Below are 15,953 nucleotides of genomic sequence, written 5' to 3' on the forward strand. Positions count from 1 at the left end.
TGACCGGCGGGGATACCGCGCCGGAGGAGGGCGCGGAGGTCGAGCAGAAGAGAACGAAAGGGGGGCGACGGCCGATGGCCGGTCCCGCCGAGCGGTTGTTCCATCCGGCACCCCGCCCCAGCTGCGGGGCGTTGACGGGCGGGGTGCCGGACAGGCTTCACCGGGGGCGGGTCGCCGGAGGAGGGCTCCTACGGATCCGGGGGACCCGCGCGGAAGAGACCTGCTCCGGTTCCGCACCGGAAGGGACCGCATCAGCCTTGGGCCGACGCCGGCTCGGAGCCAAGTCGGCCTGACTCGGATCCAAGTCGGCCTGGCTCAGGCCTACTTCAGACCGGCCTTGTCGCAGTCGGCCTTGTACTTGCCGGCGCAGATCTCGCCGGTCGTGTAGATGCCTTCCTTGATGACCGTGTCCTTGATGTTGTCCTTGGTCAGCGAGACGACCGGGACGAGGACGGAGGGCACCTTCTTGGTGGTCGAGCTGTCCACGGTGTTGCCCTTGGTGATGGAGTCGAGCTTCTCGCCCTTGGCGAGCGCGACCGCCATCTCGGCGGCCGTGGCCGCCTCCTGCGGGTAGGACTTGTAGACGCTCATGAACTGCTCGTCCGCGAGGATGCGCTGGACGGCGGCGAGTTCGGCGTCCTGACCGGTGACCGGCGGGAGCTTGGAGAATCCGGCACCCTTGAGGGCGGTGATGATGCCGCCCGCCATGCCGTCATTGGCGGAGTAGACGCCGATGATCTTGTCCTTGCCGAGGGCGGAAATGGCGGCCTCCATGTTGGAGTTGGCGTTCACCGGCTTCCATTCCTTGGTGTCGTACGCCTTGCCGATCTTCACCTTGCCCTCCAGCACGGAGAGCGCGCCCTTCTTGTACTGCGCGGCGTTCGGGTCGGTGATGGCGCCGTTCATCATGACGATGTCACCCGACGAGGCCTTGGAGCCCAGCTTGTCGAGGAGGGCCTTGCCCTGGACCCGGCCGACCTCCTCGTTGTCGAAGGAGGTGTACGCGTCGATCGGCCCCTCGGCGAGCCGGTCGTAGGCGACGACCGGTATGCCGGCCTCCTTGGCCTTCTTGACCGAACCGGCGATGGCCTTGAAGTCGACCGCGTCCACGATCAGCACGTCGATCTTGTTGGTCACCATGGTGTCGACCTGCTGGTTCTGCAGCGTCGGGTCCTGCTTGGCGTTGGCGTAGACGACCTTGCCCGTGCCGTCGGTGAGCTCGCCGACCTTCTTCTCGATCAGCGGCTTGTCGAACTTCTCGTACCGGGCGGTCTCGTTCTCCGGCAGGAGCAGCCCGACGGTGATCGGGCCCTTCTTGTCCGACTTGGACGCTTCGGCCTTGTCGCCGGACTCCTTGGCGCTGCCGCAGGCGGCGAGTGAGACGGCCATCGCGGTAGCGGCGGTAGCCACGGCAGCACGACGCATCGTTGCGTTCACTTCAAAAACCTCCCTGACGAGGCCGCGTCGTTGCGGCCGAGGTGGCTGGAAGTCAACTCGGGTCCAGGGGCAGCGTCAAGGAGTAAATCCTTAACGAGATGACAACGGTGCCATTCGTTATCTAAGTGAAGGCAGGTGCCCCGACAGGGAGGGTGCTGCCCAGAAGGGTCGAATCGCCCATCTCGCTGAGTACGAGGGCCAGTGCGCCGAGCACTTCGGCACGGCTGCCGAGCGCCCCGGGGAGGACCGAGAGCTGGCGGGCCGCGCTCGGGATCGCGTACCGGGAGACCGACTCGCGGATCGGCGCGAGCACCAACTCCCCAGCCTCCGCCAGATCTCCGCCGAGCACCACCCGGCTGGGGTTCAAGAGGTTGCACAGATTCGCCACGCCGCTGCCGACATGACGGCCGACATCGGCGATCACACGGCGGCAGCCGGGATCGCCCTCCCTGGCGAGCTGGACGACGCGCTCCATCGTCAGATCCGCGCCGTGGCCGGGCCGGAGCAACGGCAGTACGTAGCGGGCCGCCGTGAAGGTCTCCAGGCAGCCCCGGTTGCCGCAGCGGCAGACGGGCCCCGACTCGTCGAGCGTGATGTGCCCGATCTCGCCCGCCGTACCACCGGGACCGCGATAGATCTGTCCGTCGATCACCAGGCCGGCGCCGACGCCGCTGGCGACCTTGATGTACGCCAGGTCCCTGACCCCGCGTCCGCTCCCCCAGACCAGCTCGCCGAGCGCGCCGAGATTGGCGTCGTTGTCGACGTACACCGGTACGCCGAGGCGCTCGGCCAGCTCGTCGCTGGGGTTGATGCCGGTCCAGCCCGGCAGGATCGAGGTGGAGCCGAGCGTGCCCGATTCGACGTCGATCGGCCCGGGGACACCGAGGCCGACACCTATCACCTTCTGACGGCTGACACCGGTGGTCACGATCAGCCGCTCGACGAGTTCCTCGGCCCGGCCGAATCCCTCGGCGGAGGAGGCGTCCACATCGAGGGGCTCGGATTCCTCCGCGAGCACCTGATGGGCGAGGTTCCCGACGGCCACCCGCAGATGCGTATGGCCGAAATCCACTCCGACGACAATGCCCGCGTCTCCGCTGAGCGAGACGCTGCGGGCCCGGCGGCCGCCCGCCGACGTTGGCGTGACCTGGACTGTTCCGCCGTCCTTCAGCTCACGGACGATATTGGAGACCGTGGCCGCCGACAGTCCCGTGCTCCGTGCGATCTCCGCCTGGGTGAGCGAACCGGCCATGCGCACCGCGCGCACGACCCGTTCGAGGTTGGCCCGGTGCAGAGACGACTGCGACCCTGGAGTCTCCACGACTCATCCACTCCTGCCCTCGGCGGACGGCACGACCACCGCCCCCGGCCGGGGCCGCGACCATGAGACCCCGACGTATCTCCAACTTGTGAACTCTAAGCTCAGCCTTTGGGGCCGCCCCCCGTCAAGACCTTGAGCGAGTACGGCTACGGATGAGCGACCTTGGACTGAACCAAGTCCGGGTCCGGACGGCACTACGGGCACGCTGCGGACGCACTACGGACGTCTACGGACCTCTACGGGCACACCGCGGGCACACCGCGGGCACACCGCGGGCACACCGCGGACGCTCTACGCAGCGAAAAACGTCCGCCGGCCTGAGCCGACGGACGGTTTTCTTGGCTTTGTTCTCGCTTTTCCGCTTCCCGGACGACCGGCTACTTCAGCGCTCCCGCCGTCAGACCTGCCACGACCTGCCGCTGGAAGACGATGTACGCGGCCAGCACCGGCAGCATCGCCATCACCAGGCCGGCGAAGAGCCCCGACCAGTCGCCCTTGTAGCCCTGGCTCACGGCGAGCTGCACCAGCCCCTGGGAGAGCACCTTGTTCTCCGGGTCGGTGTTCAGCACCGTGGGCAGCAGGTACTGGTTCCACTGCCCCAGGAAGTTGAAGATGCCGACGCTGATCAGGCCCGGCTTGGCCATCGGCAGCATCACCTGGAAGAACGTCCGGGTGTGCGAGGCGCCGTCGATGATCGCCGCTTCCGCCACCGAGGTGGGCAGCGTCCTGAAGAACGACGTGAGGAAGAAGACGGTGAACGGCAGCGAGTAGGCGATGTAGACGAGGATCAGGCCGTGGATCGTGTTCAGGAGCCCCATGTTGTTCATGACGTAGAACAGCGGGACCAGGGCCAGGATGATCGGGAAGCTCATCCCGCCGATGAACAGGTAGTAGATGAAGCGGTTCCCCGGGAATTCGAAGCGCGCCAGTACGTAGGCGGCCATCGAGCCCAGCAGCAGCGTGCCGACCAGTGAACCGGCCACCACCAGAACGGTGTTGAGGAAGTAGTCGCTCATATGCGCCTGGTTCCAGGCGCGCGTCCAGTTCTCGAAGTGCAGCGTGTCCGGCAGCGACCAGGGCGAGGTGAAGATGGACCTGTCGTCCTTGAAGGACGTCATGACCGCCCACAGCAACGGCATCACGACCAGGATCGCCCAGATGACGAGCACGCCGTGCGAGAAGACGTTGAGGATGCCGCCGCCCTTCTGTCCGGCGGGCGGTGTGTCGTTCTTCGCGCCGGTGGGCCGCGTTTTCACCGGGCCGGCGTCTGCCGAACCGGGCCCGGGACCGGAGCCGGAGCCGGAGCCGGGGCCCGGGCCGAGCGGAGGAGGGGTGTCGGTGGTCTTCATCAGAACTCCAGCCGCTCACGTCGGCCCAGCCGCATCACGAGGGCGGCGAAGGCCAGCGTGACGACAAGCAGGGCGACACCGATCGTGGTCGCATAGGCCGCCTGACCGTCACGGAACGCCTTCTGGTAGACGAGCAGGGTCAGAACGTTGGTGGACTCGGCGGGCCCGCCCGGTCCCACGGTCATGATCTGCACGACCGCGAAGGACTCCGCGCCCAGGGCGAGGATGCCCATGTAGACCCACCCGGACTGCACCGTGTCCCAGAGCAGGGGCAGGGTGATGCGGAAGAACGTGACGAAGCGGTTGGCGCCGTCCAGCAGCGCCGCCTCGTAGAAGTCCTTCGGGATGGACGCCATGCCCGCGGAGAAGAGGACCACGAAGAAGCCCACCTGGCTCCACACCAGGACGGCCATCACGCACCACAGCGCGAGGCCCGGATCGCCCAGCCACTCCGGCTGGACACTGTCCAGACCGACGGCGCCGAGCGCGGAGTTGATGGCCCCGCTGTTCGGGTTGTACGCGAACTGGAAGAGCAGGGCGACGATCGCGATCGAGAGCACCTGCGGGAAGAAGTACACGATCTTGTAGAACGCCGAGCCGCGGACGCCCGAGACGGCGACTCCCTTACGGGCGCGCCCGCCGACGTTCAGCATGAACGCGAAGAACAGCGCCATCCCGAGGACCACCACGGGCAGCAACAACGCGAAGGCCAGGCTGTGCTGGAGCGACTTCCAGAAGGTGCCGTCGTCCAGCATCCGGGTGTAGTTGTCGAAGCCGACCATCGCGAAGTCCGGGCTGAGCCCCGTCCAGTCCGTGAACGAGTAGTAGATGGACTGGATGAACGGCCAGATGACGAAGAGGGCGTAGATCGCCAGCGGGGCCACCAAAAACCCCACGATGAACCCGTACTTGCCGTGTTGCATGTCTCCCGACCCCGAATCTCCGGCGGGTACCGCCGTGCTGGCTTGGGGGCCCGTACGACGGGCCGGAACAGCCCGTCCGACGGGCCGGAACCGGGAGCCCCGTCGGGACTCCCGGTCTCTCCCCCTACTGGTGCTTGTAGTGCTTGATGGAGTCGTCCTTGGCCGTCTCGTCCGCGTACGCCTGAGCCTTCGTGATGGCCTCGGCCGGGGTCATGCGTCCGGCCATCAGCTCGCCGAGGACGCCCACACCGATCTTTTCCTTCTCCAGCGCGACGTACCAGTCCTGAAGCCGCGGATTGAGTACGTTGTCGCCCGCCTTGGCCAGCGCGTCGACCCCGGACTGGAGCGCGGTGGTGAGGGTGAGGCCGTCGGTGCCCCCGTTGAAGGCACTGAGCGACTTCACCTTGGAGGTGAAGTTCTTCGACGACGCCTCACTCAGCATGATGCGCAGCTGCTCCATGCCGGCGTCGGGGTTCTTGGCGTTCGCGGGGACGATGAAGGGCTCGCCGCCGGAGGCCCAGAGCGTGCCGAACGGCAGCTTGTCCGAGCTGTCCAGACCGGACGGCGCGGCCACCTTCATCTGGAAGTCCTTCGGCGTGGTCTTCGCCGCCTCGTTCTCCACCCAGGAGCCGTTGGGGATGAAGAGCGCCTTGCCTTCGGTCCACGCCGTCTGCGACTGGATGTGGTCGAGACCGGGGGTGCCCCGGAGGATGTAGCCCTTCTTGAACAGCTCGTAGTACGCCTCGAAGGCGGACTTCACGGCCGGGTGCTTCCAGGCGTTCGGCTCCAGATTGTCGATGGCGTCCAGGACCTCACGGCCGCCGATCTTCCCGATGAACGGGTAGAGCGAGAAGGGGATGTAGTACGGGTACTTGCCTGCGTACGTCCACCCCGCGATGTTCTTCTTCTTGGCCTTCGCGCAGAGGGCCAGCATCGCGTCCCAGTCCTCGGGGTACTCGGCGTCGAGCCGGTCGAGCGCGGTCTGCGAATACCACACGCCGTACACGGTGTAGGCGTAGTAGAGGGCCCATACCGGGGTGCCGTCGAACTGGCCCATCTCGACCACGCCGGCCCGCAGCGTGTCACGCACCTTCTTGGCCGGGTCGTCGTAGGAAGGGGCATCCAACAGGGTTGTGAGATCGGCGAGTTGCTTCTTGCCGGAGAGTACGCCCATGTCCATCTGCTCGGCGCCGTTGTTGTCGATCAGGTCCGGCGGGGTGCCACCGTTGAAGCGGGGCTGGAGCGTGGACTGGATCTTCTCGGTCGAGCTGAACTTCACCTTCGCCTTCGGGTACGCCTTCTCGTACTGCGTGACGGCGTCCTTCGCGTAGGCCGTACCGAAGCCGCCGTCGAACACGACGAAGTCGAGCGGCGCGGAGTCGTTGACGCCGAGCGGGTTCTTCGCGGACGTCTTGCCCTTGTCGACCTTCTTGTCCGTCCCGCTGTCGCTGCTCGCGCACGACGCCAGGAAGCTCATCGTGGGGACGGTGACCAGACCGATCGCGGCAGACCGCTTGATCACGTCACGACGGCCAAGGCCCTCGTTGTGCTGAGCGGAGGTGAATCCCATGCTCAAGTCCTCGCCTTCTTCAGGACTCAGGCGGTGTACCGGCCGCCCGTCCTTCTCGTCCGAGCGAAGGGCCTTGCACCGCGGTCAATTGAAGCTGGGTCGTGCGGGGTTCTCGTGCGTACTGGATACGTCGATGAGAGTGCGTCGATGACGGTGCGTCTGGGGGAGTGCGTCTGTGAGAGTGCGTCAGTACGTCGATGAGGGTGCGTCGATTGCGGACGCGTCGGCCGTCCCGATCGTGAAGACGGGTACAGATGCCGACAGGTATAGTCCACTTCCGGTCAACTGGGCAAGATCGAAAGCAGGTTTGGGCGGCAGACTTTCCCTAGTTGAGACCTCGTGGATACCCGAGCCGGTTGTGTACCCATTCGACCACGCCGGTCGCCCCGGAATGTCCAATTCCGGACACGCCCTACCACCAACACCCTTGACACCTCTCTGCACTTGACCCCTACTTGACCCTGCGCTCCCAGGTGACAACGTTGTCCACATTGGCACGCAGGAGGAAAGGCTCGGTATGCAGCAGAGAACCGGACCCCGGCGGAAACAATGGCATACAGCCGCCCTGGTGGCGGCCGCCTCGTTGCTCGTCGTGACGGCACAGTCCGCCGCTATAGCACAGCCCGCTCAACCGCGTTCGGCGGAAAAGGAATTCACCTCCTCATTCGAAGAGGAAGATCCGCAACCGGCTTGGCGCAACACCGTCGAAGTGGGACCCGATGGAAAGAAACGGGCATCAGGCGTCGACGGCGGCTTCAGCAACGGAATTCCGGGCAATGTCACCGACCGGGTCGTGGACCTGCGCGCGAGCGGCGAGAACACCAACGGTGGCGAGACCAAGGAAAACCTGATCGATGTCCAGTCGGCCACGAAATGGCTGGCGTTCACCTCCACCGCCTGGGCCGAGTTCGACCTGGACCAGCCGGTCAAGGTCGTCACGTACGCCCTGACCTCGGCGAACGACCATGCGGAGCGCGACCCCAAGGACTGGACCCTCCAGGGATCCACCGACGGGAAGCAGTGGCGGGTCCTGGACTCCCGGAAGGGCGAGACCTTCGAGGAGCGGTTCCGGACACAGTCGTACGAGGTCGCCAACACGACCGCGTACCCGCACTACCGGCTCGACATCACCGCCAACAACGGCGCCTCCGACGCGACGCAACTGGCCGATGTCCAGTTCTCCAACGGCGATACGAGCACCCCGGCGCCGCAGGACATGCGTACGCAGACCGACCGCGGCCCGTCCGGCTCCCCCACCGCCAAGGCCGGCGCCGGGTTCACCGGGAAGAGGGCGCTGAAGTACGCCGGCACGCACCAGCCGGACGGGCGGGCGTACTCGTACAACAAGGTCTTCGACGTCCACACGGCCGTACGCCGCGACACCGCGCTCTCGTACCGGATCTTCCCCTCCCTCCCCGAGACGGACCTGAACTACCCCGCGACCAATGTGTCGGTCGACCTCGCGTTCACCGACGGCACCTATCTGAGTGATCTCAAGGCCGTCGACGCGCACGGCGGGCCACTGACCCCGCAGGGTCAGGGCGCGGCCAAGCGCCTCTACGTCAACCAGTGGAACCAGGTCGACTCCCGGATCGGTTCCGTCGCCGCCGGCAGGACCGTCGACCGGATCCTGGTGGCGTACGACTCCCCCAAGGGCCCCGCGAAGTTCCAGGGCTGGATCGACGACATCTCGATCGCCCCCAAGGCGCCGGAGAAGCCGCCGGCGCACCTGTCGGACTACGCGTCCACCACACGCGGCACCAACTCCAGCGGCTCCTTCTCGCGCGGCAACAACTTCCCCGCGACCGCCGTGCCCAACGGCTTCAACTTCTGGACGCCGGTGACCAACGCCGGTTCGACCAGCTGGCTCTACGAGTACGCGCGCGGCAACAACGCCGACAACCTGCCGACCGTGCAGGCCTTCAGCACCAGCCACGAGCCGAGCCCCTGGATGGGCGACCGGCAGACCTTCCAGATGATGCCGTCGGTCGCGGACGGCACGCCCGACGCGTCCCGCACGGCGCGGGCGCTGCCGTTCCGGCACGAGAACGAGACGGCGAAGCCGCACTACTACGGCGTCACGTTCGAGAACGGCCTCAAGACCGAGATGACGCCGACCGACCACGCGGCGATGATGCGCGTCACCTATCCGGGTGACGACGCGAGCATGGTCTTCGACAACATCTCCAACGCCGGTGGCCTGACACTCGATCCGGAGACCCGTTCCTTCACCGGCTTCTCCGACGTGAAGAGCGGCCTGTCGGCCGGTGCGACCCGGCTCTTCGTGTACGGCGTCTTCGACGCGCCCGTCACCGCGAGCGGCAAGCCGACCGGCGGCGCGGGCCCCGACGTCACCGGCTATCTGCGCTTCGACGCGGGCAAGGACCGTACGGTCACGCTGCGCCTGGCGACCTCGCTGATCAGCGTCGACCAGGCCAAGAAGAACCTCGCCGACGAGATCCCCGCCGGCACGCGATTCGAGCGGGTCAAGGACCGGGCACAGAACGCCTGGGACGACATCCTGGGCCGGGTGGAGGTGGAGGGCGCGGACCACGACCAGCTGACCACGCTCTACTCCAGCCTCTACCGGCTGTATCTGTATCCCAACTCCGGCTTCGAGAACACCGGTTCGAAGTCCCGTCCCAAGCAGCAGTACGCCAGCCCCTTCTCCCCGAAGACCGGACCCGACACCCCGACGCACACGGGCGCGAAGATCGTCGACGGTGAGGTCTACGTCAACAACGGCTTCTGGGACACGTACCGCACGACCTGGCCCGCGTACTCCTTCCTCACCCCGAAGAAGGCGGGCAAGCTGGTGGACGGCTTCGTCCAGCAGTACAAGGACGGCGGCTGGATCTCCCGCTGGTCCTCCCCCGGTTACGCCGACCTGATGACCGGCACCAGCTCGGACGTGGCCTTCGCCGACGCCTATGTGAAGGGCGTCGACTTCGACGCGGAGGCGGCGTACGAAGCGGCCCTGAAGAACGCGACGGTGGCACCGCCCAGTTCGGGCGTCGGCCGCAAGGGCATGGAGACGTCCCCGTTCCTCGGCTACGCCTCCACGGAGACCCACGAGGGGCTCTCGTGGTCGCTGGAGGGCTACCTCAACGACTACGGCATCGCCGAGATGGGCAAGGCGCTCTACAAGAAGACGAAGAAGGAGCGCTACCGGGAGGAGTCGGCGTACTTCCGCAACCGCGCCCAGGAGTACGTCTCGCTCTTCGACAAGAAGGCCGGCTTCTTCCAGGGCCGGAACCTGAAGGGCGACTGGCGGGTGTCCTCGGAGAAGTACGACCCGAGAGTGTGGGGCTACGACTACACGGAGACGAACGGCTGGGGCTACGCCTTCACCGCGCCCCAGGACTCGCGCGGCCTGGCCAACCTGTACGGCGGACGAGCGGGCCTCGGACAGAAGCTGGACTCGTACTTCTCCACCCCCGAGACGGCCGCTCCCGAGTTCGTCGGCTCGTACGGCGGGGTCATCCATGAGATGACCGAGGCGCGCGACGTACGGATGGGGATGTACGGCCACTCCAACCAGGTCGCCCACCACGCCACGTACATGTACAACGCGGCCTCGCAGCCCTGGAAGACCCAGGAGAAGGTCCGCGAGGTCCTGGACCGCCTGTACACCGGCAGCGAGATCGGCCAGGGTTATCACGGCGACGAGGACAACGGCGAGCAGTCGGGGTGGTACCTCTTCTCCTCGCTCGGCTTCTACCCGCTGGTGATGGGCTCCGGGGAGTACGCGATCGGCTCGCCGCTCTTCAAGAAGGTCACCGTGCACCTGGACAACGGCCGCAAACTGGTGGTCAAGGCCCCGAAGAACAGCGCGAAGAACATCTACGTGCAGGGGCTGAAGGTCAACGGCAAGTCCTGGAACTCGACGGCGCTTCCGCACGAGGTGGTCGCACGCGGCGGCACGATCGAGTTCGCCATGGGCCCGAAGCCGTCGTCCTGGGGTACGGGGAAGAAGGCGGCCCCCGTCTCGATCACCACGGACGACAGGACGCCGACGCCGCGCACGGACGCGCTGACCGGGGCGGGCGCGCTCTTCGACAACTCGTCGCGTACGGAGGGAGCCGTCGAGTCGGTGGACCTGCCGGTCGAGTCAGCCACGAAGGCGGTCCAGTACACGCTGACGTCCTCCAAGGCGGCGCAGGCACCGGGGAGTTGGGTGCTCCAGGGGTCGGCGGACGGCACGACCTGGAAGACCCTGGACAGCCGGTCGGACCAGTCCTTCACCTGGGACAAACAGACCCGGGTCTTCACCGTGGCCAAGCCGGGGACGTACGAGAAGTACCGCTTGGTGAGCGATGCTCCGGCGAGCCTGGCGGAGGTGGAACTGCTGCGGTAGGAGCGTGAGTTGAGGGAGCGGGGCACCGGCGCGCGCCGGTGCCCCACTCTTTCGTGCTTTCCGCACACGAGGAGCGACTGTAGAGATACGTTGAGTTACATGACTCACTCCAAGGACCAGGACCCGTACGCGAACCCAAGAGCGTTTTACGGAGCGGAACTTCGCCGGTTGCGCGAGGACGCCGGATTGACCCAGGCGCAACTCGGGATGCGGGCCTTCTGCTCGGGCAGCTACATCGGCCAGTTCGAGGCGGTGCTGAGACGGCCTCAAGTGGACCTGTCGCGCACGATGGACGAGGTACTGGGAAGCGGCAAGCATCTCCAGCGGCTGGCGAAGCTGGCCCGCGCGTCGAAGGTCGCGGAGTATTTCGCGGACGCGGCGTCCTTGGAGCCGCTGGCCAAGACCATCAGTGAGTACGCACCGGTACTGGTACCAGGACTACTTCAGACCGAGGAGTACGCGCGGGCGCTCACCCGTACCGCCAATCCGTATGCGTCGGACGAGTACGTGGAAGATCTGGTACGCGCCCGTATGGACCGTCAGAAGATCCTCGACAGTCCAACGGCACCGGTGCTGTGGGCAATCCTGCACGAAGCCGTGCTCCTGGCACCGATGGGAGGAGACATGGCGATGCGCCGACAGCTCGCGCACATCGCGGAGTTGGCGCGGATGCCCAACGTGGTCGTCCAGGTACTGCCCTTCGCCGCCATGGCCGAGGCGCACATGGCAAGCATGACCTCGATCATGTCTTTCCACGACGCGCCACCGATCGTCTACACCGAAGGTGCGGGCAGCGGCAGTCTGATCGACGATCCCGCACTGGTCGAGCAGAACGCACGGGCATACGATCTCGCCAGGGCCGCCGCCATGTCACCAGCGACGTCCCTGGCCCTGATCGAATCAATGGCGAAGGACGACGGGAACACATGAGCACAACACACGCTCTGATCCAGGCACGTTGGCGCAAGTCGTCCTACAGCGACGGCACCGGCGGCAGCTGCGTCGAGGTCGCCGACGGCATCCCCGACGTGGTCCCCGTACGCGACAGCAAGCGCACCGACGGCCCCGCCCTCATCTTCCGCGCCGACGGCTGGACGTCCTTCGTCAACGCGGTCAGGACAGACGGGCTCTGATCCGTACGGCACCGTTCAACCGGCCTCGGCCTTCCGATGACGAAAGGCGACGGGAACACATGAGCACAACACACGCCCTGATCCAGGCACGTTGGCGCAAGTCGACCTACAGCGACGGCACCGGCGGTAACTGCGTCGAGGTCGCCGACGGCATCCCCGACGTGGTCCCCGTACGCGACAGCAAGCGCACCGACGGCCCCGCCCTCATCTTCCGCGCCGACGGCTGGACGTCCTTCGTCAACGCGGTCAGGACAGACGGGCTCTGATCCGTACGGCACCGTTCAACCGGCCTCGGCCAGCTTCCGCTCGATGTCTCCGCGCGCTCCGACGGCCCGGGGGTCGTCATACCCGGCCAGGAGCCGGAGCGCCTCCGTCCAGTGCCGTACGGCCGCGTCCGGGTCCTTGTCGAGCAGGGCGACGGCCAGGCCGTCCAGGGCCATCGCCTCGTCCCACGTATCGCCGAGTTCGTGGTGGGCGGCGACGGCCTGGCGGTGGAACTGCGCCGCCTCTTCCTGGCGGTCGAGCCGGACGTACGTCCGGCCAACCCCTTGCCAGGCCAGTGCCTCCCGGGTGTGGTTCCCGAGGCGGCGGTGGAGCGTGGCTGATCTCTGGTACGAGGTCAGCGCCTCGCCGAACTGGCCGTTCGCCTGCTGGGCGTCGCCCAGGGTGAGGAGCCAGTAGCCCTCCAGCCGGTGATCACGCAGGGTGAGCGCGATCTCCAGTGCCTCGCGCGCCGATTCGAGCCCCTTCTCCGTTTCTCCCTGCTCGCACTCCAGGTGGCTCAGCAGGCGCAGGATGTTGCCCTCGCCCCGCTGGTTGTCGAGGGCGCGGTGTGCCTCCAGCGCCTGGTGGGCGACGGTGGTGGCCTCCGGGAGGCGACCCGCGCGGTAGTGGGTGCTGGCGAGGTTGGAGAGGGCGGTGGCCTCCCAGTGGGCGGAGTTCAGCTCCTGGAAGACCGCGCTGGCCTGCTCGAAGTGGTCGGCGGCCTCGGTCAGTTCTCGGGCACGGAGGTGGTTCAGCCCGAGCAGGTTGAGCGAGTGCGCCTCCCCGGACCGGTCGCCCAGCTCACGCCAGATCCCCAGGGCCTCGGTATGGCTCTCCCGGCTCTCGGCATGGCGGTTGACCCGCGTACAGTTCACGCCGTTTTCGGTGATGAGCTGAGCTTCTCCGGCGCGGTCGCCCGACCGGCGTGCCGCCGCGAGGCCGATGTGGCCGACGGTCAGCCAGTCGGCGACGGGAGCCGAGGGGAACTGCGCGCTCGCCAGGACGGCTGCCAACTGCCAGGCCAGCCGGTCGTATCCGGTGGCCGCGGCCCGTACGGCCTGGAGCAGGTTGACGTGATCGCGCTCCGCCCAGTCCACGGCGGCGTCGTAGTCGGAGAAGGACAGTGGCTGCACCCCGTCCGACGGCGGGTCGAGCTCCAGGTGGGGTTCGGCGGGGCTGATCCAGCTCTGGGCCGCGTCGGCGGTGTGCAGATACCAGTCCAGCACGCGCCGCAGCGCGGCCTCCCGTTCCTCGGCCGGCTCCTCGTGCTGTGCCTGGTCGGTGGCATAGGCCCGCAGCAGGTCATGGAACTGGTAGCGGTCCGGCGCGGTCTGCTCCAGCAGATGGGCGCCGACCAAGGAGTCCAGCAGCTGCCGGGTCCGGGCGACGGTCAGTCCGGCGAGGGCGGCGGCGGCGTGGAGGCCGAACTCGGGACCGGGGTGCAGCCCCAGCAGCCGGAACAGCCGGGCGGCCCGGTCCGGCAGGGCCCGGTAGGACCAGGCGAATACGGTACGTACCGCTTCGGCCTCCTCGTCGTCGCCCGTGCTGAGCGCGTCCCACAGGGCGCTCTCGTCCCGCAGGTCGGCGATGAGGTCGTCCAGCCGCATGTGCGGGTGGCTCGCGGCGCGTTCGGCGGCGATCCGCAGGGCCAGCGGCAGCCGGGCGCAGAGCTCGGCCAGCTCGGTGAGCTTGGCCTGGTCGTCCTCCGGCCGGTATCCGGCGGTGACGGCGCGCAGCAGGGCGACGGCTTCCGCTTGCGGCAGTGTGCCCAGCGTCAGCCGGCGCGCGCCGTCACGGACGGCCAGGCCGGAGAGCCGGCTCCGGCTGGTGACGACGACTAAACTCCCGGGGCTGCCGGGCAGCAGCGGACGGACCTGGCCGACCGTGGCGGCGTTGTCGAGGACGATCAGCACCCGGCGGTCGGCCAGCACCGAGCGGTACAGCGCGGCGGCGGTGTCGGGGTCCTGCGGCACCGACCGGGCGTCGATGCCGAGGGCGGGCATGAAGCGGTGCAGGGCCTCCTGGGCCGTGACCGGCTCCCCCGGGTCGTAGCCACGCAGGTTGACGTACAGCTGCCCGTCGGGAAATCGGTCCTGGACCTGGTGCGCCCAGCGCAGCGCGAGCGAGGTCTTTCCCGCACCGGCGGTACCCGCGATCACACAGACCGAGATGATGAGCGGGTGGCCGTCCTCGTCCGCCAGAACCGCGTTCAACTGGTCGAGTTCGTGCGTGCGATTCACGAATCCGTGTACGTCGGCGGGGAGTTGCCGTGGTCTGGGGTTCACGGAACCACCTTCGTCCGGTGCGCCGTGGCCATGGCCGTGCCCGTGGTCGTGCCCGTGATCGTGGAAATGAATTCCGCCGGTCACGTTTCCCGCCTGTACGACATCACGGGAATTTCCCGACAGGTCGTTGTAGGACCCGCCGGGCTGCTCCTCGTCCCTGCTGCGCTCGTTGATCGCCTACTCCGTCTTCGTCTTCGTCTGCGTATTCGGTGGGGGAAGGTGGGCCACCTCGCGAGCGAAGTAGCTCATCATGTCCTCACCTGCCCGGTAGAGTTCCCTGATATAGCTCTCCCAACTCCCGACAATTTCACTGTCGGTATATCGGACCGCGCCGTTCGGAGCGCCGGATTCGGTGTAGATCACCTCGTAGAGCGTCTCACCGCCGAGGATTACCACTTCCGGCAGCAGGCCGCCTCCCTCCGACGCGGCCACCATGTCAGCACTGAGCACATGGACTTTCACGCCGCATTCCGCTTGCTGCCGCAGAGAGTGCAGTTCCCATTGCACATAGGGCGTGAACGGTTTCTCGACGACACGGAGCCGGTGAAAGACGGAGTTGCGGCGGGCGTCTTCCCGGGCCGATGCGAGAAGGTCGTCGCGGCGCAGCTCGAAAAGCCGCAGCGCTTCGTCCCAGTCGCCTCGGGAGAGGGCGTCCCTGCTGGCGTTTCCCTGTTCCTCGAAGTGCTGTCGGCGTTCCAGCTTCCAGGAGTCCCGGCCTTGAATCGCCGCGTCACGTTCCCGGAAATCACGTCGGTAGACTTCTCGTACGAGCCGCTCACCGAACTCGGGGCGGAGGACCGGTGCGTGGAGGTCAAGCATCGGCGATATCCGTCTTCGCCGAGCTGAGCATGTTCCCAGGGATGACGACGAGTCGTTCGTCGGCGGCGAGAGCGACACCTTCGGGCAGTCGCGGGGCGTAATGGGAGGTGAGGTCCCTGCCGATCACCGCTATATCACCGTTGTCGAGCTGCCAGATGTCCGGGCATTCATCTCCTTTGTCGGAGATACCCAGCTCCTTGGCCGACTTTCCCAGTCGCCGCTCGAATAACGCGGACGGGTCGGCCTCCCAGGAACGTGTCACGCCTGCCTCCATCTGAGATTGGTTGAGCGCGAAACTGCTCAACATTATAGATGTGACTGATTACACAGAGCAACACATGCCGGGAACGAGTTCACGCCATCACCGGCGGCGTACCCCGGCCGATTCATCCCCCACGAGGAGGGGCCGTGTCCCGTACACATAGGTACGGGACACGGCCCCCGGCCGGGTGACGGGCTACCCGTAACAGGTAACCCGCCGCCCGTATCCGCCAC

The 15,953-nt window shown here is 67.0% G+C and carries 12 protein-coding genes; 4 read left to right on the top strand and 8 right to left on the bottom strand.

The features are described 5' to 3' along the window. Positions 1-321: 321 nt before the first annotated feature. The 5 genes from ACIQD6_RS19310 to ngcE form a co-directional block, all read right to left on the bottom strand. A complete protein-coding gene (locus tag ACIQD6_RS19310; RefSeq protein ID WP_401884437.1) occupies positions 322-1,425 on the bottom strand; it encodes a substrate-binding domain-containing protein in 1,104 nt (367 codons plus the stop codon). 133 nt (positions 1,426-1,558) lie between these two features. After that, positions 1,559-2,758, bottom strand: a complete 1,200-nt coding sequence (locus ACIQD6_RS19315; RefSeq protein ID WP_401884065.1) for an ROK family protein — start codon at positions 2,756-2,758, stop codon at positions 1,559-1,561. Positions 2,759-3,135: 377 nt separating this feature from the next. After that, entirely contained in the window at positions 3,136-4,107 is a 972-nt protein-coding gene (locus ACIQD6_RS19320; protein WP_401884067.1) for a carbohydrate ABC transporter permease, read from the bottom strand. After that, a complete protein-coding gene (locus ACIQD6_RS19325) occupies positions 4,107-5,030 on the bottom strand; it encodes a carbohydrate ABC transporter permease (protein ID WP_401884068.1) in 924 nt (307 codons plus the stop codon). Before ACIQD6_RS19325 ends, ACIQD6_RS19320 begins: the two co-directional genes overlap by 1 nt. Positions 5,031-5,154: 124 nt before the next feature. Next, on the bottom strand, positions 5,155-6,600 hold the full coding sequence (ngcE, locus tag ACIQD6_RS19330; protein WP_401884069.1) for an N-acetylglucosamine/diacetylchitobiose ABC transporter substrate-binding protein: 1,446 nt from the start codon (positions 6,598-6,600) through the stop codon (positions 5,155-5,157). A gap of 517 nt (positions 6,601-7,117) precedes the next feature. Here ngcE and ACIQD6_RS19335 point away from each other — a divergent pair. The 4 genes from ACIQD6_RS19335 (at position 7,118) to ACIQD6_RS19350 (ending at position 12,356) form a co-directional block, all read left to right on the top strand. Continuing rightward, a complete protein-coding gene (locus ACIQD6_RS19335; RefSeq protein WP_401884071.1) occupies positions 7,118-10,957 on the top strand; it encodes a GH92 family glycosyl hydrolase in 3,840 nt (1,279 codons plus the stop codon). 99 nt (positions 10,958-11,056) lie between these two features. Then, positions 11,057-11,887, top strand: coding sequence for a Scr1 family TA system antitoxin-like transcriptional regulator (locus ACIQD6_RS19340; protein WP_401884072.1), 831 nt, complete (start codon positions 11,057-11,059; stop codon positions 11,885-11,887). Next, the gene (locus tag ACIQD6_RS19345) at positions 11,884-12,090 is read left to right on the top strand and encodes a DUF397 domain-containing protein (protein WP_401884074.1); all 207 of its coding nucleotides are present in this window, start codon (positions 11,884-11,886) and stop codon (positions 12,088-12,090) included. The genes ACIQD6_RS19340 and ACIQD6_RS19345 overlap by 4 nt, the downstream gene beginning before the upstream one ends. Before the next feature lie 59 nt (positions 12,091-12,149). Then, entirely contained in the window at positions 12,150-12,356 is a 207-nt protein-coding gene (locus ACIQD6_RS19350) for a DUF397 domain-containing protein (protein WP_401884076.1), read from the top strand. Positions 12,357-12,371: 15 nt separating this feature from the next. Here ACIQD6_RS19350 and ACIQD6_RS19355 read toward each other — a convergent pair whose 3' ends face one another. From ACIQD6_RS19355 to ACIQD6_RS19365, 3 genes are all read right to left on the bottom strand, one after another. Beyond that, positions 12,372-14,639: an ATP-binding protein gene (locus ACIQD6_RS19355; protein WP_401884077.1), complete on the bottom strand. Its 2,268-nt coding sequence runs from the start codon at positions 14,637-14,639 to the stop codon at positions 12,372-12,374. Positions 14,640-14,816: 177 nt separating this feature from the next. After that, positions 14,817-15,458, bottom strand: a complete 642-nt coding sequence (locus ACIQD6_RS19360; protein ID WP_401884079.1) for a DUF6879 family protein — start codon at positions 15,456-15,458, stop codon at positions 14,817-14,819. Then, a complete protein-coding gene (locus tag ACIQD6_RS19365; RefSeq protein ID WP_401884081.1) occupies positions 15,451-15,720 on the bottom strand; it encodes a hypothetical protein in 270 nt (89 codons plus the stop codon). The genes ACIQD6_RS19360 and ACIQD6_RS19365 overlap by 8 nt, the downstream gene beginning before the upstream one ends. Positions 15,721-15,953 lie beyond the last annotated feature (233 nt).

It is taken from the genome of Streptomyces sp. NPDC088400 (assembly GCF_044753355.1).
GTDB lineage: Bacteria > Actinomycetota > Actinomycetes > Streptomycetales > Streptomycetaceae > Streptomyces.

Bases quoted from the DNA above. Each gene is read 5' to 3' on its own strand.
- ngcE (WP_401884069.1), bottom strand. From the start codon at position 6,600: ATGGGATTCACCTCCGCTCAGCACAACGAGGGCCTTGGCCGTCGTGAC.
- ACIQD6_RS19325 (WP_401884068.1), bottom strand. From the start codon at position 5,030: ATGCAACACGGCAAGTACGGGTTCATCGTGGGGTTTTTGGTGGCCCCG.
- ACIQD6_RS19335 (WP_401884071.1), top strand. From the start codon at position 7,118: ATGCAGCAGAGAACCGGACCCCGGCGGAAACAATGGCATACAGCCGCC.
- ACIQD6_RS19340 (WP_401884072.1), top strand. From the start codon at position 11,057: ATGACTCACTCCAAGGACCAGGACCCGTACGCGAACCCAAGAGCGTTT.
- ACIQD6_RS19310 (WP_401884437.1), bottom strand. From the start codon at position 1,425: ATGCGTCGTGCTGCCGTGGCTACCGCCGCTACCGCGATGGCCGTCTCA.
- ACIQD6_RS19360 (WP_401884079.1), bottom strand. From the start codon at position 15,458: ATGCTTGACCTCCACGCACCGGTCCTCCGCCCCGAGTTCGGTGAGCGG.
- ACIQD6_RS19345 (WP_401884074.1), top strand. From the start codon at position 11,884: ATGAGCACAACACACGCTCTGATCCAGGCACGTTGGCGCAAGTCGTCC.
- ACIQD6_RS19320 (WP_401884067.1), bottom strand. From the start codon at position 4,107: ATGAAGACCACCGACACCCCTCCTCCGCTCGGCCCGGGCCCCGGCTCC.
- ACIQD6_RS19350 (WP_401884076.1), top strand. From the start codon at position 12,150: ATGAGCACAACACACGCCCTGATCCAGGCACGTTGGCGCAAGTCGACC.